Annotated in this window: 19 protein-coding genes; 10 read left to right on the top strand and 9 right to left on the bottom strand. The window is 62.0% G+C overall.

Annotated elements, in window-relative coordinates; all coding sequences use genetic code 11:
- Nucleotides 1-6: 6 nt before the first annotated feature.
- Together tag and H097_RS02810 are read left to right on the top strand one after the other, a co-directional pair.
- The gene (gene tag, locus H097_RS02815; RefSeq protein WP_032857147.1) at nt 7-564 is read left to right on the top strand and encodes a DNA-3-methyladenine glycosylase I; all 558 of its coding nucleotides are present in this window, start codon (nt 7-9) and stop codon (nt 562-564) included.
- 41 nt (nt 565-605) lie between these two features.
- Complete coding sequence (locus H097_RS02810) at nt 606-1,493, top strand: lysophospholipid acyltransferase (RefSeq protein ID WP_032857144.1); 888 nt, start codon at nt 606-608, stop codon at nt 1,491-1,493.
- Nucleotides 1,494-1,555: 62 nt separating this feature from the next.
- Here the strand turns inward: H097_RS02810 and H097_RS02805 are convergent, their stop codons facing one another.
- Genes H097_RS02805 through def form a run of 5 tightly spaced genes read right to left on the bottom strand, consistent with a single transcriptional unit; the run spans nt 1,556 to nt 6,107 of the window.
- Entirely contained in the window at nt 1,556-1,867 is a 312-nt protein-coding gene (locus H097_RS02805; RefSeq protein ID WP_032857142.1) for a hypothetical protein, read from the bottom strand.
- A gap of 18 nt (nt 1,868-1,885) precedes the next feature.
- A complete protein-coding gene (trkA, locus tag H097_RS02800) occupies nt 1,886-3,259 on the bottom strand; it encodes a Trk system potassium transporter TrkA (protein WP_032857141.1) in 1,374 nt (457 codons plus the stop codon).
- Between the two features lie 23 nt (nt 3,260-3,282).
- Nucleotides 3,283-4,593 carry a 16S rRNA (cytosine(967)-C(5))-methyltransferase RsmB gene (gene rsmB / locus H097_RS02795; RefSeq protein WP_032857139.1) on the bottom strand — a complete coding sequence of 437 codons (1,311 nt, stop codon included), beginning with the start codon at nt 4,591-4,593 and terminating at the stop codon, nt 3,283-3,285.
- The gene (fmt, locus tag H097_RS02790) at nt 4,593-5,543 is read right to left on the bottom strand and encodes a methionyl-tRNA formyltransferase (protein WP_032857137.1); all 951 of its coding nucleotides are present in this window, start codon (nt 5,541-5,543) and stop codon (nt 4,593-4,595) included. The genes rsmB and fmt overlap by 1 nt, the downstream gene beginning before the upstream one ends.
- A 57-nt stretch (nt 5,544-5,600) precedes the next feature.
- A complete protein-coding gene (gene def / locus H097_RS02785; protein WP_032857135.1) occupies nt 5,601-6,107 on the bottom strand; it encodes a peptide deformylase in 507 nt (168 codons plus the stop codon).
- 267 nt (nt 6,108-6,374) lie between these two features.
- On the opposite strand from def, the gene dprA reads away from it, so the two are divergent.
- On the top strand, nt 6,375-7,469 hold the full coding sequence (dprA, locus tag H097_RS02780; protein WP_032857134.1) for a DNA-processing protein DprA: 1,095 nt from the start codon (nt 6,375-6,377) through the stop codon (nt 7,467-7,469).
- Between the two features lie 54 nt (nt 7,470-7,523).
- Nucleotides 7,524-8,081 (top strand): L-threonylcarbamoyladenylate synthase, encoded by a 558-nt coding sequence (locus tag H097_RS02775; protein ID WP_032857133.1) that lies wholly within the window; start codon nt 7,524-7,526, stop codon nt 8,079-8,081.
- A gap of 104 nt (nt 8,082-8,185) precedes the next feature.
- Here H097_RS02775 and H097_RS02770 read toward each other — a convergent pair whose 3' ends face one another.
- Nucleotides 8,186-9,163: an NADPH:quinone reductase gene (locus H097_RS02770; protein WP_032857132.1), complete on the bottom strand. Its 978-nt coding sequence runs from the start codon at nt 9,161-9,163 to the stop codon at nt 8,186-8,188.
- Nucleotides 9,164-9,323: 160 nt separating this feature from the next.
- Here H097_RS02770 and hemF point away from each other — a divergent pair, with 160 nt between their 5' ends.
- Entirely contained in the window at nt 9,324-10,256 is a 933-nt protein-coding gene (gene hemF, locus H097_RS02765) for an oxygen-dependent coproporphyrinogen oxidase (RefSeq protein WP_032857131.1), read from the top strand.
- Nucleotides 10,256-11,080, top strand: a complete 825-nt coding sequence (aroE, locus tag H097_RS02760; protein WP_032857130.1) for a shikimate dehydrogenase — start codon at nt 10,256-10,258, stop codon at nt 11,078-11,080. Before hemF ends, aroE begins: the two co-directional genes overlap by 1 nt.
- Nucleotides 11,081-11,188: 108 nt before the next feature.
- Here the strand turns inward: aroE and H097_RS02755 are convergent, their stop codons facing one another.
- From H097_RS02755 to betC, 3 genes are all read right to left on the bottom strand, one after another.
- Entirely contained in the window at nt 11,189-12,751 is a 1,563-nt protein-coding gene (locus H097_RS02755; protein ID WP_032857129.1) for a SulP family inorganic anion transporter, read from the bottom strand.
- 127 nt (nt 12,752-12,878) lie between these two features.
- The gene (gene choX / locus H097_RS02750) at nt 12,879-13,796 is read right to left on the bottom strand and encodes a choline ABC transporter substrate-binding protein (RefSeq protein ID WP_032857128.1); all 918 of its coding nucleotides are present in this window, start codon (nt 13,794-13,796) and stop codon (nt 12,879-12,881) included.
- A 19-nt stretch (nt 13,797-13,815) separates the two neighbouring features.
- Nucleotides 13,816-15,330 (bottom strand): choline-sulfatase, encoded by a 1,515-nt coding sequence (gene betC, locus H097_RS02745; protein WP_032857127.1) that lies wholly within the window; start codon nt 15,328-15,330, stop codon nt 13,816-13,818.
- A 103-nt stretch (nt 15,331-15,433) separates the two neighbouring features.
- Between betC and H097_RS02740 the strand changes: the two genes are divergently transcribed.
- From H097_RS02740 to H097_RS02725, 4 genes are all read left to right on the top strand, one after another.
- Nucleotides 15,434-16,384, top strand: a complete 951-nt coding sequence (locus H097_RS02740; RefSeq protein ID WP_032857126.1) for a LysR family transcriptional regulator — start codon at nt 15,434-15,436, stop codon at nt 16,382-16,384.
- A 31-nt stretch (nt 16,385-16,415) separates the two neighbouring features.
- Nucleotides 16,416-16,742, top strand: a complete 327-nt coding sequence (locus H097_RS02735; protein ID WP_032857125.1) for a DOPA 4,5-dioxygenase family protein — start codon at nt 16,416-16,418, stop codon at nt 16,740-16,742.
- Nucleotides 16,743-16,904: 162 nt separating this feature from the next.
- Nucleotides 16,905-17,870, top strand: coding sequence for a 2-dehydro-3-deoxygalactonokinase (locus H097_RS02730; RefSeq protein ID WP_032857124.1), 966 nt, complete (start codon nt 16,905-16,907; stop codon nt 17,868-17,870).
- 1 nt (nt 17,871) lies between these two features.
- On the top strand, nt 17,872-18,492 hold the full coding sequence (locus H097_RS02725) for a 2-dehydro-3-deoxy-6-phosphogalactonate aldolase (RefSeq protein ID WP_032857123.1): 621 nt from the start codon (nt 17,872-17,874) through the stop codon (nt 18,490-18,492).
- Nucleotides 18,493-18,524: the final 32 nt, after the last annotated feature.

Here is an 18,524-nt window from a genome sequence, read left to right as displayed (position 1 = left end):
AGCCTTATGCCACGCTGCTTTTGGTGTTCTGAAGATCCGCTGTACATGGCTTATCACGATCAGGAGTGGGGAACGCCGCTGCGCGATGCGCAGGGTTTGTTTGAACTGCTTTTGCTCGAAGGGTTCCAGGCAGGCCTGTCCTGGATCACCGTTTTACGCAAACGCGAGCATTATCGGAAGGTCTTGTTTGGTTTTGATGCACAGCGTCTGGCGCAACTGACTGACGCCGAGATCGAAGCATTGATGCTCGATCCGGGCATCGTGCGCAACCGTCTCAAGCTCAACGCCACCCGGCGCAATGCCGCGGCCTGGCTGGCGCTAGAGGACCCGGTGGGGTTGCTCTGGTCGTTTGTCGGCGGCGTGCCCAAGGTCAACCATTTCAAGGACCGCAGCGAAGTCCCGGCGATTACGCCACAGGCCGAGGCCATGAGCAAAGCCCTCAAGAAAGCCGGCTTCACGTTCGTCGGGCCGACCATCTGCTACGCGTTCATGCAGGCCTCGGGCATGGTCATGGACCACACTCAGGACTGCGACCGTTACGCGGACTTGGTCAACGCCGGGTAGAATGGCGCCCTTTGCGCACCGCACAACATCAGGAGTGACCTGTGGAAAAGTTAAAAGGCGCCTTGCTGGTAGGCGCTCTTCGGTTGTTTGCCTTGCTGCCCTGGCGCGCTGTCCAGGCGGTGGGCACGGCCATCGGCTGGATCATGTGGAAAACCCCCAACCGTTCCCGCGACACGGTACGGATCAACCTCTCCAAGTGTTTCCCGGACATGGACCCGGCCGAGCGCGAGCGCCTGGTGGGCCAGAGCCTGATGGATATCGGTAAGTCCCTGACCGAAAGTGCCTGCGCCTGGATCTGGCCGGCCCAGCGCTCCATCGACCTGGTGCGCGAAGTCGAAGGCCTGGAGGTCCTGCATGAGGCGTTGGCTTCGGGCAAAGGTGTGGTGGGCATCACCAGTCACCTGGGCAACTGGGAAGTGTTGAACCACTTCTATTGCAGCCAGTGCAAACCGATCATTTTCTATCGTCCGCCCAAGCTCAAGGCGGTGGACGAACTGTTGCGCAAACAGCGTGTGCAATTGGGCAACCGTGTGGCGGCGTCCACCAAGGAAGGCATCCTCAGTGTGATCAAGGAAGTCCGCAAGGGCGGCCAGGTGGGGATCCCCGCTGACCCGGAACCGGCAGAGTCGGCCGGAATCTTCGTACCGTTCTTTGCCACCCAGGCGCTGACCAGCAAATTCGTGCCGAACATGCTCGCGGGTCATAAGGCGGTGGGTGTGTTCCTGCATGCCCTGCGGCTGCCGGATGGCTCGGGCTACAAAGTGATCCTGGAAGCGGCGCCGGAAGATATGTACAGCACCGACACGGCCACGTCCTGCGCGGCGATGAGCAAGGTGGTGGAACGTTATGTCGGGGCGTACCCGAGCCAGTACATGTGGAGCATGAAACGCTTCAAGAAACGCCCGCCGGGCGAGGCGCGCTGGTACTGATTCAAGGTCGACACAAAACCAATGTGGGAGCGAGCAAGCCCGCTCCCACATTTTGATTTTGGTTAAGCCAGGCGATCGAGTTTTTTCAGGAACACCGTCATCTCTTTTTCGGCCTGCTTGTCGCCATGGGCCAGGGCCGCTGCAATCCCCTGCTCCCACGCCAGCCGCGCCGCAGCGTTATCACCCAAACCCGCATGCGCCTTGCCCAACAGCTTCCACGCCGCCGAATACTTCGGATCGAACTCGACGCATTTTTGCAAATGCTCAGCCGCTTTGGCGTTGTCTTTCAGGTCCAGGTAACCCTTGCCCAAACCAAAGCGCAGCAGTGAGTTATCCACACCCTTGGCGAGCATTTTTTCCAGGGATTCGAGCATTTCAATCACTCCGTTTGATCAGAAGAAGCTCAACCCCACGTGGAACAGCTTCTCCACATCGCGGATATGTTTCTTATCCACCAGGAACAGAATCACATGGTCCCCTGTGGCGATTACCGTGTCGTCATGGGCGATGATCACTTCTTCATCCCGAATGATCGCGCCAATGGTGGTGCCCGGTGGCAAGCCGATATCGCGAATCGCCCGGCCGATCACCTTGCTCGACTTCGAGTCGCCATGGGCAATCGCTTCGATGGCTTCCGCCGCGCCTCGGCGCAGTGAGTGCACGCTGACGATATCGCCGCGCCGCACGTGGGCCAGCAAGGTGCCGATGGTCGCCAATTGCGGGCTGATGGCGATGTCGATGTCACCGCCCTGGATCAGGTCCACATAGGCCGGGTTGTTGATGATGGTCATCACTTTCTTGGCCCCCAGCCGCTTGGCCAGCAGCGACGACATGATGTTGGCTTCGTCGTCGTTGGTCAGGGCCAGGAAGATATCGGCGTCGGCGATGTTTTCTTCCATCAGCAGGTCGCGGTCCGAGGCGCTGCCTTGCAGGACCACGGTGCTGTCGAGGGTATCGGACAGATAGCGGCAGCGTGCAGGGTTCATCTCGATGATCTTCACCTGGTAGCGGCTTTCGATGGCCTCGGCCAGGCGCTCGCCAATCTGCCCGCCGCCCGCGATGACGATGCGCTTGTAGCTCTCGTCGAGCCGGCGCATTTCACTCATCACTGCACGAATATTGGCCTTGGCGGCGATGAAGAATACTTCGTCGTCGGCTTCGATCACCGTGTCGCCCTGGGGCAGGATCGGCCGGTCGCGGCGGAAAATCGCGGCCACGCGGGTATCTACGTTGGGCATGTGTTCGCGCAGTTGGCGCAATTGCTGGCCGACCAGCGGGCCGCCGTAGTAAGCCTTGACCGCGACCAGTTGCGCCTTGCCTTCGGCGAAATCGATCACCTGTAGCGCGCCGGGGATTTCGATCAGGCGCTTGATGTAGTGAGTGACCACTTGCTCCGGGCTGATCAGCACGTCTACCGGAATCGCGTCGTTGTCGAACAGGCCGGCGCGGGTCAGGTAGGCCGCTTCACGCACCCGGGCGATCTTGGTCGGGGTGTGGAACAGTGTATGGGCGACCTGGCAGGCGACCATGTTGGTCTCGTCGCTGTTGGTTACCGCCACCAGCATGTCGGCGTCATCGGCGCCGGCCTGGCGCAATACGGTCGGAAACGAGGCCCGCCCCTGCACCGTACGGATATCCAGGCGATCGCCCAGGCTTCGCAGGCGTTCGGCATCGGTGTCGACCACGGTAATGTCGTTGGCTTCACCGGCCAAGTGCTCGGCCAGCGTGCCGCCAACCTGCCCTGCTCCGAGGATGATGATCTTCATCCGTTCACTCCCTTAAAAACCATTCAACCGCGTGCAGCGGCAATCTTGATCAGCTTGGCGTAATAGAAGCCATCGTGCCCGCCTTCCTGCGCCAGCAACTGGCGGCCATGGGGCTGCTTGATGCCGGCTGTGGTGGCGATGTCCAACTCCCGTGCGCCGCTGGTGCGGGCGAGGAAGGCTTGGATCACCTCGGTGTTCTCGGTCGGCAACGTCGAACAGGTGGCGTAGAGCAGGATGCCACCGACTTCCAGCGTCGGCCACAACGCGTCCAGCAACTCGCCTTGCAGTACGGCCAGGGCGGCGATGTCATCGGGTTGGCGGGTCAGTTTGATATCCGGGTGGCGGCGGATCACGCCGGTGGCAGAGCACGGTGCGTCGAGCAGGATGCGCTGGAACGGTTTGCCATCCCACCAGGTGGCGGTGTCGCGACCGTCGGCGGCAATCAACTCGGCTTCCAGGCCCAGGCGTGCGAGGTTTTCGCGCACACGCACCAGGCGCTTGGCTTCCAGATCCACGGCAACCACGCCGGCCAGGCCCGGCTGGACTTCCATGATGTGGCAGGTCTTGCCGCCAGGCGCGCAGCAGGCGTCCAGCACCCGTTGGCCCGGCGCCAGGTCGAGCAGGTCGGCGGCCAGTTGCGCGGCTTCGTCCTGCACGCTTATCCAGCCTTCGGCAAAGCCTGGCAGGCTGCGTACATCACCTGCCGTTTCGAGCACGATACCGTCCTGGCTGTACACACAGGTGCTGGCATTGATGCCGGCATTTACCAGCAGCGTGAGATAGGTATCGCGGCTGTTGTGGCGGCGATTGACCCGCAGAATCATTGGCGGGTGGGCGTTGTTGGCAGCGCAGATGGCTTCCCACTGCTCTGGCCAGAACGCCTTGAGGGATTTTTGCAGCCAGCGTGGGTGCGCGGTGCGCACTACCGGGTCGTGCTCCAGTTCGGCCAGCAGGGCTTCGCTTTCACGCTGGGCGCGGCGTAACACAGCGTTGAGCAGGGCCTTGGCCCAGGGCTTTTTCAGCTTGTCGGCGCAGCCCACGGTTTCACCGATGGCGGCGTGGGCCGGCACGCGGCTGTAGAGCAGTTGGTAAAGCCCCACCAGCAGCAACGCCTCGACGTCGGCATCGGCGGCCTTGAACGGCTTTTGCAGCAACTTGGCGGCCAGGGCCGACAAACGCGGCTGCCAACGCGCGGTGCCAAATGCCAGGTCCTGGGTGAAACCGCGATCACGGTCTTCGACTTTATCCAGTTGCACCGGCAGCGAACTGTTCAGGGAAGCCTTGCCATTGAGCACGGCGGCCAGGGCCTTGGCGGCGGCCAAACGCGGGTTCATCAAGCGTCCACTCCAAGGATGATGCCGGGGGCAAATTTCTCACGACGGCTGTTGAGCAAATCGCTGAAGTTCAGCGCCTTGCCGCCAGGCAATTGCAGACGGGTCAGACACAAGGCCTGCTCCCCGCACGCTACCAGCAGGCCATCCTTGCTGGCACCGATGATTTCACCGGGCGCGCCATGGCCTTCGGCCAGGTTGGCGGCGAGGACTTTCAGCGCTTCGCCATTGAGGGTGCTGTGGCAGATCGGCCACGGGTTGAAGGCACGTACCAGGCGCTCCAGCTCAACGGCCGGGCGGCGCCAGTCGATGCGCGCTTCGTCCTTGTTCAGCTTGTGGGCGTAGGTGGCGAGGCTGTCGTCCTGCACTTGGCCTTCCAAGGTGCCGGCAGCGAGGCCGGCAATCGCCTGGATCACCGCAGGCGGGCCCATCTCGGCCAGGCGGTCATGCAGGCTGCCGCCGGTGTCTTGAGCCGTGATTGGCGTGGTGACTTTAAGCAGCATCGGGCCCGTGTCCAGGCCGGCCTCCATGCGCATTACCGTCACGCCGCTTTCGGCGTCACCGGCTTGCACCGCACGTTGGATCGGTGCGGCGCCGCGCCAGCGTGGCAGCAGCGAGGCGTGGCTGTTGATGCAGCCCAGGCGTGGAATATCCAGCACCGCTTGCGGCAGGATCAGGCCGTACGCCACCACTACCAGCAAGTCAGGCTTCAGCGCGGCCAGTTCAGCCTGGGCCTCTGCATTACGCAGTGTCGGCGGCTGCAGCACGGTAATGCCGTTCTCCAAGGCCAGTTGCTTGACCGGGCTGGGCATCAGTTTTTGCCCACGGCCGGCCGGCCGATCCGGCTGGGTGTACACCGCGACGATTTCATAAGGGCTGGCAAGCAGGGCCTTGAGGTGTTCGGCGGCAAATTCGGGGGTGCCGGCAAAAACGATGCGCAGTGGCTCGGTCATGGGAAACGTCTCACAAAAGAAAAAGGCTTGCCGGAGCAAGCCTTTGAAAGAAGGGAATCAAGCTTGCTGGCGATGCTTCTTTTCCAGTTTCTTCTTGATCCGGTCGCGTTTGAGCGTGGACAGGTAATCGACAAACAGCTTGCCGTTGAGGTGGTCACACTCATGCTGGATACACACCGCCAGCAGGCCTTCGGCAATCAGCTCGAATGGCTTGCCGTCGCGGTCCAGGGCCTTGATCTTGACGCGCAGCGGGCGTTCGACGTTCTCGTAGAACTCCGGCACCGACAGGCAACCTTCCTGGTACTCGCCCATCTCTTCGGTCAACGGCTCGAACTCGGGGTTGATGTACACCATCGGTTCGCTGCGGTCTTCGGACAGGTCCATGACCACCACGCGCAGGTGCACGTTGACCTGGGTCGCGGCAAGGCCGATGCCCGGGGCTTCATACATTGTTTCAAACATGTCATCGACCAACTGACGAACCTTGTCGTCCACTACGGCCACCGGTTTGGCGATAGTGCGCAGGCGCGAGTCCGGGAATTCGAGGATGTTCAAAATAGCCATAAGCGTAATTGCTGCACATGTGAGGTAAAGGCAAATCGGCGTCGGGGTACAACCCGCATGGCCGGTGTGAAACGCTCGCAAGCCGCGAAGGCCAAGGCATTTCACGCGAACGCACATAATAAAGGAGATTGCCCCCGTGAGGAAATCGCTACTCGTCTTCAAAACGTGCCGCCAGGTTGGGCGGCAATAACCAGTTGCAATAATTAGCCTGCTAAAGAAGTTACCAACAGAGTTATCCACAGCTTGTTCCTGATCAAGGATGATCATATGTCAGTAATCCAGACCCCGGATATTTCCCCTGCCGAGCTCGAAGCCCGCCTGCGTTTGCACCGCATGCCGGAGCTGGGTCCCAGGCGTTTCAAAACATTGATCGAAGCCTTTGGCTGCGCCTCGAAAGCCATCGGCGCCCCAGCCAGTGCCTGGCGTTCGCTGGGGTTGCCGGCAGCCTGCGCCGAGGCCCGGCGCAGTGCGCAAGTGCGCGATGGCGCCAGCGTTGCATTGGCCTGGCTAGAGCGTCCGGCCCAACATTTGCTGATGTGGGACCAGCCCGACTACCCGGCGTTGCTGGCCGAGTTGGACGACGCGCCACCGTTGTTATTCGTGGCCGGAACCCCTGCCATCCTGGAAAAACCGCAGTTGGCCATGGTTGGCAGCCGACGTGCGTCCAGGCCCGGAATGGATACGGCGGCGGCCTTTTCCCGCAGCCTGGCGAGTGCCGGTTTTGTCATCACCAGCGGCCTGGCCCTGGGCATTGATGGGGCGGCCCACCAAGCGGCATTAGATGTCGGTGGTCAGACAATCGGGGTGTTGGGCACTGGCCTGGAAAATTTTTATCCACAGCGTCACCGACGGCTTGCCGAGGCGATGATTGCCCAGGGCAGCGCGGTGGTTTCCGAGTTCCCACTGGACGCCGGTCCCCAGGCCGGCAACTTCCCACGGCGCAACCGCATTATCAGTGGCCTGTCCCTGGGCGTGCTGGTGGTAGAGGCCAGTGTTGCCAGTGGTTCGCTGATCACCGCACGGCTGGCTGCCGAACAGGGGCGCGAGGTGTATGCAATACCGGGGTCGATTCATCATCCCGGCGCCAGAGGCTGCCATCAATTGATCCGCGATGGCGCAGTGCTGGTGGAAACCATCGAACACATCCTTGAAGGCTTGCGCGGTTGGCAGGCGTTATCGCGGCCTGCGCCAATGGCGGTAACCCATCCGCTGGTGGCGCTGTTGCACGCCGCGCCCCAGACCAGCGAAGGCTTGGCCATTGCCAGTGGCCAGACCTTGTCCCAGGTGTTGGCGAGCCTCACCGAACTGGAGCTTGCGGGCCGGGTGATCTGCGAAAGTGGTCGCTGGTTTGCGCGCAGTTAGGTTTTGTAACGAAGATCGGTAAACTGCGCAGAGCTTTAGTCCGGAGAGTAAGTAATGGTCAACAGGTGGCGTGTGCAACAAGCCGCACGAGAGATTCGCGCAGGCGCGGTGATTGCCTATCCGACCGAGGCCGTGTGGGGCCTGGGCTGCGATCCGTGGAACGAGGACGCGGTGGATCGTTTGCTGGCGATCAAGGGTCGCTCGGTGGACAAGGGCTTGATCCTGATCGCTGACAATATCCGGCAATTCGACTTTCTGTTCGAAGACTTCCCGGACACCTGGATCGACCGCATGGCCAGTACCTGGCCTGGGCCCAATACCTGGCTGGTGCCTCACCAGGACTTATTGCCTGAATGGATTACCGGTGTGCATGACACGGTGGCATTGCGGGTCAGTGATCATCCGCTGGTGCGCGATTTGTGCTCGCTGGTGGGGCCGCTGATTTCCACCTCTGCCAACCCACAAGGCCGACCGGCGGCGCGTTCGCGGATCCGGGTGGAGCAGTATTTCCGTGGTCAGGTGGATCTGGTGTTGGGTGGCAGCCTGGGTGGGCGCAAGAACCCGAGTTTGATTCGGGATCTGGCAACGGGCGAGGTGCGGCGCCCGTCTTGAGACCGCGGTGCAGCCATCGCGGGCAAGCCCGCTCCCACATTCGAGCGCATTCCCATGTTGGAAATCGGGCGAATGTGGGAGCGGTCTGCCAAACAACCGAGATCTTATGGCAAGAGAATGGTCGACCCAGTGGTCCGCCGCCCCGACAACTCCACCTGCGCCTTCGCCGCCTCTGCCAACGAATAACGCTGGTTGATATCAATCCGCACCTTGCCACTTTCGATCATGGCAAACAGGTCATCGGCCATGGCCTGCAGGTTCTGCGGATTGTTGGCGTAGGTCGCCAGCGTCGGCCGGGTCACGTACAGCGAGCCTTTCGCCGCCAGAATCCCCAGGTTAACCCCGTCCACCGCGCCCGACGCATTGCCGAAACTCACCAGCAGGCCACGGGGCGCGACGCTGTCCAGTGAGGCGAGCCAGGTGTCCTTGCCCACGCCGTCATACACCACCGGGCACTTCTTGCCGTCGGTCAGCTCCAGCACGCGCTGTGGGACATTTTCATGGCTGTAGTCGATGGTTTCCCAGGCGCCGAGGGATTTGGCCAAGGCGGCTTTTTCCGGCGAACTGACCGTGCCGATCAGCTTCACGCCCAGGGCCTTGGCCCATTGGCAGGCCAGGGAGCCGACGCCACCGGCAGCGGCGTGGAACAGAATGGTTTCACCGCCTTTGAGTTCATAGGTCTGGCGCAACAGGTATTGCACCGTCAGGCCCTTGAGCATGGCGCCAGCGGCCTGTTCGAAGCTGATCGCGTCTGGCAGATGCACCAGGTTGGCCGCGGGTAGCACATGCAGTTCGCTATAGGCACCCAGTGGGCCGCTGCCGTAGGCCACGCGGTCGCCGACCTTGAACTGCGTGACTTCGCTGCCCACCGCATCCACCACGCCAGCACCTTCGGCGCCCAGGCCCGAGGGCAAGGCCGGTGGTGCATACAGGCCGCTGCGGTAATAGGTGTCGATAAAATTCAGGCCAATGGCCTTGTTGCGCACACGGACCTGTTGCGGGCCCGGTTCTGCCGGCGTGTAGTCCACATACTCAAGTACTTCGGGGCCGCCGTGGGCGCTGAACTGGATACGTCTGGCCATCTGCTCTGTCCTCAAGTCAATTTCGTGAAGGGCTCCTATCGGACTCCTATGCTTGATCTTCGTCAACTGTGGCAGCGCCCGGCGCGGTGGTATCCTGTGCGCCCCTTTGCCGCCGACGCCCAATGGCCTCGCGTAGCTTTGCCCGATTCAAGGTGATGCCATGACTACCCGCACCGAGGCTGTAAAAGCCTACCTGCTCGACCTGCAAGACCGCATTTGCAGCGCCCTAGAAACCTTCGAGACGCATACCCGCTTTATCGAAGACGCCTGGACCCGGCCTGCCGGTGGCGGCGGTCGCACCCGTGTGATCGAAAATGGCGCGGTGATCGAGAAAGGCGGCGTCAACTTTTCCCACGTGTTCGGCAGCGGTCTGCCACCGTCCGCTAGCGCCCACCGCCCGGAACTCGCCGGACGCGGTTTTGAAGCCCTCGGCGTATCGCTGGTGATCCACCCGCATAACCCACATGTGCCGACGTCCCACGCCAATGTGCGATTTTTCATCGCCGAGAAGGAAGGTGAAGAACCGGTGTGGTGGTTCGGTGGTGGCTTCGACCTGACGCCCTACTACGGCAACGAAGAGGACTGCATCCACTGGCACCGCGTGGCCGAGCAGGCCTGCGCGCCGTTCGGTGCAGACGTTTACCCACGCTACAAGGCCTGGTGCGACAGCTACTTCCACATCAAGCATCGCAACGAGCCCCGTGGTATCGGCGGCCTGTTCTTCGATGACTTGAACGAATGGGACTTCGACACCTGCTTCGCCTTCATACGTGCCATTGGCGATGCCTACATCGACGCCTACCTGCCGATCGTCCAGCGCCGTCAAGCGATGGCCTACACCGAGGAACAGCGCCAGTTCCAGGAGTTCCGCCGGGGTCGCTATGTGGAATTCAACCTGGTCTACGACCGTGGCACGCTGTTTGGCCTGCAGTCGGGTGGGCGTACCGAGTCGATCCTGATGTCGCTGCCACCGCAAGTGCGCTGGAGCTATGACTGGAAGGCTACCGCCGGCAGCGAAGAAGCCCGCCTGACCGACTACTTCCTGCAAGACCGTGACTGGCTCGGCCTTGCTGCGCCCCAGGTGGCCAGCTGATGGATCGTTATGTGGTGTTCGGCAACCCCATCGGTCACAGCAAGTCGCCGCTGATTCATCGCCTGTTTGCCGAGCAGACCGGTGAGGCGTTGGACTACAACACGTTGCTGGCGCCACTGGAGGATTTCACCGGCTGCGCTCGCGAATTTTTCCAGCAAGGGCGCGGCGCCAACGTCACCGTACCGTTCAAGGAAGAAGCCTATCGCCTGGCCAATGCCCTGACCGAGCGCGCCCAGCGTGCCGGCGCGGTGAACACCCTGAGCAAGCTGGCCGATGGCAGCCTGTTGGGCGATAACACCGATGGCGCCGGCCTGGTACGCGACCTGACCGTCAATGCCGGCCTGAGCCTGGCGGGCAAGCGCATCCTGCTGCTCGGCGCCGGTGGCGCGGTGCGCGGAGCACTGGAGCCACTGCTGGCGCAACAACCCGCTTCGCTGATCATCGCCAACCGCACCGTGGAAAAAGCCGAGCTGCTGGCCGAGCTGTTCGACGACTTGGGGCCGGTGTCCGCCAGCGGTTTTGATTGGCTGAGTGAGCCGGTGGACCTGATCATCAATGCCACCTCGGCCAGTCTGTCAGGCGATGTACCGCCGATTGCCAGTAGCTTGATCGAACCAGGCAAGACCTTTTGCTACGACATGATGTACGCCAAGGAGCCGACCGCATTCTGCCGCTGGGCCACAGGGCACGGCGCCGTGGTGGCGATGGACGGCTTGGGCATGCTGGTGGAGCAGGCGGCGGAAGCCTTCTACCTGTGGCGTGGCGTGCGGCCGGATTCGGCGCCGGTGCTGGCTGAACTGCGCAAACTACTGGCGGCTAACTAATTCTAATGTGGGAGCTGGCTTGCCTGCGATAGCGGTGGGTCAGCGCCGGATGTGCCAACTGATACACCCCTATAGCAGGCAAGCCAGCTCCTACAGTGTTTGACCGTGTCAGTCTTCGAAATGGATCGGGCACTTGTCGGCCCCTTCCAGTTTCTTCAACTCCTCGACCACCTGCGGCCGCGCCCGGCGCAACGTCAGGCTACGCCCCAACCCGCGCAACCGGCGTGCTTCCTGGTGCAGCATCTCCACCCCGGAATAGTCGATAAAGTTGATCTGCTGCGCCTCGATCACCACCCGCTGGCCTTGCAGGCGCTGCAAGCGCACTTGCAGGTAATGGCTGGCGCCAAAGAAAATCGAGCCGCCGACCCGCAACACATCGTCTTCACCGTCACGCAACTGCTGGACCCGCGGCTGCGACGTCCGCTTGAGGTAGAAAAACAGCGACGCCAGCACCCCGGCATAGATCGCCGTTTGCAACTCCAGCAGCAGCGTGGCCAGGCAGGTCAGGCCCATCACCACACACTCTGCCCGGCTGACCCGCCACAACGCGCGGATGCCGCGATGATCCACCAGGCCCCAGCAGATCAACAGGATGCTGGCGGCCATGCTCGGGATTGGAATGTGCGCAATCAACGTCGCGCCGAACAGCGCAAACAGCGCGACCCACAATGCCGAAAATACCCCCGCCAGCGGCGAACAGGCGCCCGCCTCATAACTCAGGCCCGAGCGGGTGAAGGAACCGGCCGACAGGTAGCCCGAGAAAAATCCGCCGACGATGTTGGATAAGCCTTGGGCACGCACTTCCTGATTGGCGTCGAGCAATTGCTGCGAACGCGCCGACAGCGAGCGGGCAATCGACAGGCTGGTCACCAGCCCCAGCATGCCCACCGCCACGGCACTGGGCAGCAGGCGCAGGATCATGTCCACATCCAGCGGCAATGGGCTGAACGGCGGCAGTTGGCCGACAAACGCACTGACCCGCGCCACATGCCCGAACATCGCCGGCCACAACCACGCCGCCAGGCTGCCCAGGACCAGCGCAATCAGCAGGCTCGGCCAGCGCGGCGCCCAGTATTTGAGCAGCACGCCCACCAGCAAGGTGCCGAGCCCAAGGGCCAGTGAGGGGCGATCCCACTCGCCGCCGTGGTCGATCAACGCCAGCAGGCTGTTGAACGCCGTGCCCTGGCTGGGCAGGTCCAGCCCCATCAGGTTGGGTAATTGGCCCAGGGCAATGACCACCGCAGCGCCGAGGGTGAAGCCGAGCACGACGGAATGGGAGACGAAATTGACCAATGCGCCAAAGCGCAGCATGCCCAATAGCCATTGGAAGACCCCGGCCAGAAACGTCAGCAGCAGGATCAGGGTGATGTAGTCCTGGGAGCCGGGCACCGCCAGCGGACTGATACTGGCGTAGAGCACAATGGAAATCGCTGCCGTCGGGCCGCAGATCAGATGCCAGGACGAGCCCCACAGGCAGGCAATCAGCACCGGGATGATCGCTGCATACAGGCCGTATTCGGGAGGCAGGCCGGCGATCAGGGCATAGGCGATCGATTGCGGCAAGGCCAGCACCGCGCCGCTGAGGCCGACCAGCGCATCCCGGCTGACGCTGGCGCGGGTCTGGCGTGGTAGCCAGCGCAGGAATGGGAGCAGAGTGTGGGGCCGGGACATGGATCGCTCGAAATACTGTAGGAGCGAGCTTGCTCGCGAAGATGGGTAACGATAACGCGGGTTGTCTGAAAAAACGCGGCGTTTTCGAGTGCTTCGCCGGCAAGCCGGCCCCTACAGGGGATGGGTTTTAGAGTTTGGCTTTGACCGCCGCCAATGCGTCCTGGCCATCGAGGGTTTGAACCCCCTCCAGCCACGTGTCCAATACCGCCGGGTTGGCCTTGATCCACGCCTTCGCCGCTTCGCTATTGCTGACCTTGTTGTTCACCACCTCGGCCATGATGCTGTTCTCCATGTCCTGGGTAAATTTAAGGTTGGTCAGCAGTCTGGCCACATTCGGGCAGGCCTGTGCATAACCTTTGCGCGTCAGGGTGTACACGCTGCCGGTGTCGCCGAAGTATTTTTCCCCGCCCTTGAGGTAACGCATCTTCAGTTGCACGTTCATTGGGTGCGGTGTCCAGCCGAGGAAGGTGACGAAGCGCTCGCGCTTCACCGCCCGGGAGACTTCGGCGAGCATCGCCTGTTCGCTGGACTCGATCAGTTTCCACTGCCCCAGCTCAAAGTCGTTTTTCTTGATGATTTCGTGCAGCGAGAGATTGGCCGGCGCGCCGGAGCCAATGCCATAGATCTTCTTGTCGAACTTGTCGGCAAATTTACTCAGGTCGGCAAAGTCATGCACTCCGGCTTCCCACACATAGTCCGGCACCGCGAGGGTGAACTCTGTGCCTTCGAGGTTCTTGGCCAGTTGCACCACATCGCCATTGGCCACGAACTTGTCGTAGAAACCCTGCTGCGCCGGCATCCAGTTGCCCATAAACACATCCACCTGGCCGTCCTTGAGCCCACCAAAGGTAATCGGCACCGCCAGGGTGTCGACCTTGGCCTTGTAACCCATGCCGTTCAATAAAAAGCCGGTAATGGCATTGGTGGCGGCAATGTCGCTCCAACCCGGATCGGCCATCTTCACCGTCTCGCAATGGGCGTCGGCATACACCTGGGTAGCACTTAACAACAGTACGGCACTCACGGCTGTGGATAACTTTTGCATGGCCTTCCCCTCATTGGTTTTATTGGTTTTGGCAGGGTTGTGGATAACGTGCCTTGCGCTCCAGATCATCGAGGTCGATGTGGTTGCGCATGTATTGCTGGCTGGCGTCGACCAGTGGCTGGTGGTCCCAGCTCTTGAGTTTGCCCACCGCCAGCGCCTGGCTGACCAGGCGACGGCGGCGTTGGCTGGCGAGCACCTGCTGGTGGATCGCCGGGATGTCCCATTTGGCCCGTGCTTCAGCCAGGAACGCCTCAAACAGAGGGCGATGCTGTGCTGACTGGCTGAGTTCTTCCTGTTCACGCGGGTCGTTATGCACATCGAACAGCAGGCACGGATCATCCTCGCTGTAGATGAATTTGTAGGCGCCCCGGCGAATCATCATCAGCGGCCCGATGGTGCCTTCGGCCATGTATTCGCCGAACACTTCGTCATGCCCGCCCTGCCCCAGCAAGTGCGGGACCAGCGAGCGGCCGTCCAGGGGCAGGTGGGCGTCCAGTTCGCCGCCGGCCAGTTCCACCAGGGTCGGCAACAGGTCGGCGGTGGACACGGCCGCACTCACCCGCCCGGCCGAAAATTGCCCCGGCGCACTGACCAGCAGCGGCACCCGCGCGGCCATTTCAAACCAGTGCATTTTGTACCAGAGCCCGCGTTCGCCGAGCATGTCGCCGTGGTCGCCGGAGAACACAATGATGGTGTCTTCCGCCAGGCCAGTGTCCTGCAGGGTTTGCAAGAGTTTGCCGACGTTGCTGTCGATATAGCTGCATGCCCCGAAGTAGGCACGCCGCGCATCGCGGATCTTATCCACAGGCAGCGGTTTGTCCCACAGGTCGTAGACTTTGAGCAGGCGCTGGGAATGCGGGTCCAGGTCCGCCTGGGCCGGCGTTGTAGGCATCGGGATGTCGTCATCGTCGTACAGATCCCAGAACGGCTTGGGAATGGTGTACGGGTCGTGGGGATGAGTCATGGAAACTGTAAGGCAGAACGGCTGGTCGCCGTCCTCGCGAATATGGTCGAACAGGTACTGCTGGGCCTTGAACACCACCTCTTCGTCGAAATCCAGCTGGTTGGTGCGCACGCACGGGCCGGCTTGCAGCACCGACGACATGTTGTGATACCAGGTGGGGCGCACATCCGGCTCGTCCCAGTTCACCGCCCAGCCATAGTCGGCGGGGTAGATATCGCTGGTGAGGCGCTCTTCATAGCCGTGCAGCTGGTCCGGCCCGCAGAAATGCATCTTGCCCGACAGCGCCGTGCGATAGCCGAGGCGACGCAGGTAGTGGGCGTAGGTCGGTACATCGGCGGGGAAATCCGCCGCATTGTCGTAGGCACCGATCTTGCTCGGCAACTGGCCGCTGACCAGGGTAAAACGCGACGGCGCACACAGTGGGCTGTTGCAGTACGCGGCATCGAACACCACGCCTTCGGCGGCGAGGCGGCTCAGGTTCGGCAGCTTGATCGGCGAAGGACCGTAGAAGGGCAGCAACGGCGCGGCCATTTGATCGGCCATGATGAAAAGAATGTTCTTGCGCTTCATGGTTTCGCAGCATTCCATAGTCAATGTTTATGCGATTGAGCATGCGGGCCATGGAAAACGTGGTAAAGCCCATGAAAAGCAATGTCTAGGATAAGTGCCGCTTATGTATGAAACCCTGGGAAACCTGTCGCTGGACCTGCTGCGGGCCTTTGAAGCCGCCTCCCGCCATCGCAGCTTCACGGCGGCGGCGATGGAGTTGGGCACCACCCAGCCGGCCGTCAGCCAGCAGATCAAGCGCCTGGAGGAACAACTGGCGGTGCGTCTGTTTGACCGTATCTACCGAGGCATCGAATTGACGGATGCAGGCGTGTTGCTGTTCGAACACGTCCAGGCCGGCTTGCAGAGCATCAACACGGGCCTGAGCACGATCACCCAACAGGATCAGCACGAAGTGCTGCAAGTGGCCACCGACTTTGCCTTCGCCGCCTATTGGTTGATGCCGCGCCTGCATCGCTTTCACGAAGCCAACCCGCAGGTGGATGTGAGCCTGGTCACCAGCGAGCGCAATCACGCGACCTTGCGCAGCGATATCGACGTGGCGGTGCTGTTTGGTGACGGTCGCTTCAAGCAGGGCGACAGCCAGTGGCTGTTCAACGAAGAAGTGTTTCCGGTGTGCAGCCCGCAACTGCTCAAGGGCCGCACCGCGCCGTTGTCGTTGCAGAGCCTGCAAGCGTTGCCGTTGCTGCACCTGCGCCAGGAGAACAACAGTCAGTGGTTCGACTGGAGCGGCGTATTTCGCGAACTGGGGATCAGCGCCGCGCCGACCCCGGGGCCGCTGCGCTTCGACAATTACACGCTGCTGATCCAGGCGGCGATTGCCGGCCAGGGCGTGGCCATCGGCTGGCGCCACCTGGTGGATAACCTGTTGGAGCAAAAGTGGCTGTGCCGCCCGATTGGCGACACGGTGATCTCGCGCTTTGGGTATTACGTGGTATTGCCCCAGCGTAAGCGGCGCGGACAGTTGATCGAGCGGTTTGTCGACTGGCTGGTGGCCGAGCAGGCCAGCAGCGCGCAATCGCTGGCCGGGCTGGCCCTGCCGTCGATTGCGGTCTAGGATCGGCCGATCAACGAGCCCGGAGCCAGTCATGCAACGTATCAAGGGCTATCACGCCCACATCTACTTCGACGCCAGCACGATCGACCAGGCGCGCAAGCTTTGTGAAAGCGCGGCGGCCATCTTCCCGGTGCGCATGGGGCGCATGCATGAGCGTCCGGTGGGCCCGCATCCGGACTGGAGCTGCCAGCTGGCGTTCGATCCCCAATACATCGGCGTGGCGCTGCCGTGGCTGGCGCTCAATCGCAACGGGCTGGTGGTGTTCTTGCACCCCGATACCGGTGATGACCTGAAGGACCACACCGACTACGCGATCTGGATGGGCGCGATGCGGCCCTTGGATCTGTCGATTTTTTAAGCCGTTTCTGTCAGCGAATCCCCACGTTCATGTGCGATGAAAAGCACGATGGCGTGGGGATTTTCTTTGTGTTGTTCCACTATATGGGATTGATATTTATATATTGAGATATTCCTGGCCTTAGGTTTATAGTCGGCCCTCTGCAACATTTCAGGTGAAGCGATGCCGGCGCAATTGATCGCGCTCGATTGGGGAACCAGTTCCCTTCGTGCCTACAAACTCGGCTCTGGTGGCCAGGTCCTCGAACAGCGTTCGCTGGCGTCGGGGATCATGCATTTACCCAGTGAACCGCGGCTGATTGCCGGTGTTCACAGCAGCAACGGTTTTGAACTGGCCTTCGATGCGGCCTGCGGCGACTGGCTCGACGCCCAGCCCGATCTGCCGGTGATTGCCTGCGGCATGGTCGGCAGCGCCCAGGGTTGGAGCGAAGCGGCCTATCGCAATACGCCTGTCGACGTCTCCAGCCTGGGCCAGGCGCTGCACAAGGTGCGCAGCCTGCGCGGTGTCGATGTGCATATCGTGCCCGGCGTGATTGAGCAGGTCGGTTTGCCCAACGTGATGCGCGGCGAAGAAACCCAGGTGCTCGGCGTGCTGCAAAACCTGCCGGCCAGCGGTGAGTTATTGATCGGCTTGCCCGGCAGCCATTCCAAGTGGGTCGAGGTGGTCGACGGCTGCATCACCCACTTCGACACGTTCATGACCGGTGAGCTGTTCGCGGTGTTGAGCAAGCACAGCATTCTCGGACGTACGCAAAAGATTGCCGGGCAGTTCCAGGCCGACGCCTTTGATCGAGGCGTGCGTGTGGCGCTGTCACAGGATGGCCAGCGCGGTGTGCTGTCGACGCTATTCAGCGCGCGCACCCTGGGACTGACCGCCGAACTGGCCCCCGAGCAGCAGCCGGATTACCTCTCCGGCTTGCTGATCGGCCATGAACTGGCCGGCTTGCCCAACCGTGCCCGCAACACGCCGATCATTTTGGTAGGCACCAGCGCCCTCTGCGCCCGTTATCAACGCGCCCTCGCCCTGTGTGGTTTCAGCCAAGTCAGCCTCGCGCAAGAAGCGACCGAGCGCGGCCTCTGGCAATTGGCGCTGGCCGCCGGGCTCACTCAACCTGCAATCGAGGCCTGACATGCTCAAGCAAGCACTCACACACAACGGTTTGATCGCAATCCTGCGGGGCCTGCGCCCGGATGAGGCCGCAGCTGTCGGCCAAGTGTTGTACCAGGCCGGGTTCCGGGTGATCGAAGTGCCGCTCAACTCACCCGATCCCTACACCAGCATCCGCATCTTGCGTGAGACCTTGCCCGCCGATTGCCTGATCGGGGCCGGCACCGTGCTGACGCCGGAACAGGTCGGGCAGGTGAAGGCGGCCGGTGGCCAGGTCATCGTCATGCCGCACAGCGATGCCAAGGTGTTGCGTGCCGCGAAAGCCGCGGGCCTGTACCTGTCGCCCGGTGTTGCGACACCGACCGAAGCCTTTGCCGCCCTGGCCGAAGGTGCCGATGTGCTGAAGCTGTTCCCGGCCGAGCAAATGGGCCCGGCAGTGATCAAGGCCTGGCTGGCGGTGTTGCCGGCCGGCACGGTGTTGCTGCCGGTAGGCGGGATAACCCCGGACAACATGCAGGTCTTCGTCGATGCCGGGGCCAAGGGTTTTGGCTTGGGCTCCGGGCTGTTCAAGCCTGGCATGACGGTCGATCAGGTGGCGAGCCGTGCCCAGGCTTATGTCGCTGCCTGGAACGCCTTGAACTGAGTGTGCCTGGCACCCAGGCGCTGCATCCGACA

Source organism: Pseudomonas sp. FH4 (assembly GCF_000510915.2).
Classification (GTDB): domain Bacteria; phylum Pseudomonadota; class Gammaproteobacteria; order Pseudomonadales; family Pseudomonadaceae; genus Aquipseudomonas; species Aquipseudomonas brenneri.
The sequence above is the reverse complement of the archived record's forward strand: the minus strand, read 5'-3'. Positions and strand labels throughout refer to the sequence as shown.

What these genes read in the sequence shown, in the direction of transcription:
- tag (WP_032857147.1), top strand. Translation starts at nt 7, where the DNA reads ATGCCACGCTGCTTTTGGTGTTCTGAAGATCCGCTGTACATGGCTTAT.
- H097_RS02805 (WP_032857142.1), bottom strand. Translation starts at nt 1,867, where the DNA reads ATGCTCGAATCCCTGGAAAAAATGCTCGCCAAGGGTGTGGATAACTCA.
- trkA (WP_032857141.1), bottom strand. Translation starts at nt 3,259, where the DNA reads ATGAAGATCATCATCCTCGGAGCAGGGCAGGTTGGCGGCACGCTGGCC.
- rsmB (WP_032857139.1), bottom strand. Translation starts at nt 4,593, where the DNA reads ATGAACCCGCGTTTGGCCGCCGCCAAGGCCCTGGCCGCCGTGCTCAAT.
- fmt (WP_032857137.1), bottom strand. Translation starts at nt 5,543, where the DNA reads ATGACCGAGCCACTGCGCATCGTTTTTGCCGGCACCCCCGAATTTGCC.
- def (WP_032857135.1), bottom strand. Translation starts at nt 6,107, where the DNA reads ATGGCTATTTTGAACATCCTCGAATTCCCGGACTCGCGCCTGCGCACT.
- dprA (WP_032857134.1), top strand. Translation starts at nt 6,375, where the DNA reads ATGTCAGTAATCCAGACCCCGGATATTTCCCCTGCCGAGCTCGAAGCC.
- H097_RS02775 (WP_032857133.1), top strand. Translation starts at nt 7,524, where the DNA reads ATGGTCAACAGGTGGCGTGTGCAACAAGCCGCACGAGAGATTCGCGCA.
- H097_RS02770 (WP_032857132.1), bottom strand. Translation starts at nt 9,163, where the DNA reads ATGGCCAGACGTATCCAGTTCAGCGCCCACGGCGGCCCCGAAGTACTT.
- hemF (WP_032857131.1), top strand. Translation starts at nt 9,324, where the DNA reads ATGACTACCCGCACCGAGGCTGTAAAAGCCTACCTGCTCGACCTGCAA.
- aroE (WP_032857130.1), top strand. Translation starts at nt 10,256, where the DNA reads ATGGATCGTTATGTGGTGTTCGGCAACCCCATCGGTCACAGCAAGTCG.
- H097_RS02755 (WP_032857129.1), bottom strand. Translation starts at nt 12,751, where the DNA reads ATGTCCCGGCCCCACACTCTGCTCCCATTCCTGCGCTGGCTACCACGC.
- choX (WP_032857128.1), bottom strand. Translation starts at nt 13,796, where the DNA reads ATGCAAAAGTTATCCACAGCCGTGAGTGCCGTACTGTTGTTAAGTGCT.
- betC (WP_032857127.1), bottom strand. Translation starts at nt 15,330, where the DNA reads ATGAAGCGCAAGAACATTCTTTTCATCATGGCCGATCAAATGGCCGCG.
- H097_RS02740 (WP_032857126.1), top strand. Translation starts at nt 15,434, where the DNA reads ATGTATGAAACCCTGGGAAACCTGTCGCTGGACCTGCTGCGGGCCTTT.
- H097_RS02735 (WP_032857125.1), top strand. Translation starts at nt 16,416, where the DNA reads ATGCAACGTATCAAGGGCTATCACGCCCACATCTACTTCGACGCCAGC.
- H097_RS02730 (WP_032857124.1), top strand. Translation starts at nt 16,905, where the DNA reads ATGCCGGCGCAATTGATCGCGCTCGATTGGGGAACCAGTTCCCTTCGT.
- H097_RS02725 (WP_032857123.1), top strand. Translation starts at nt 17,872, where the DNA reads ATGCTCAAGCAAGCACTCACACACAACGGTTTGATCGCAATCCTGCGG.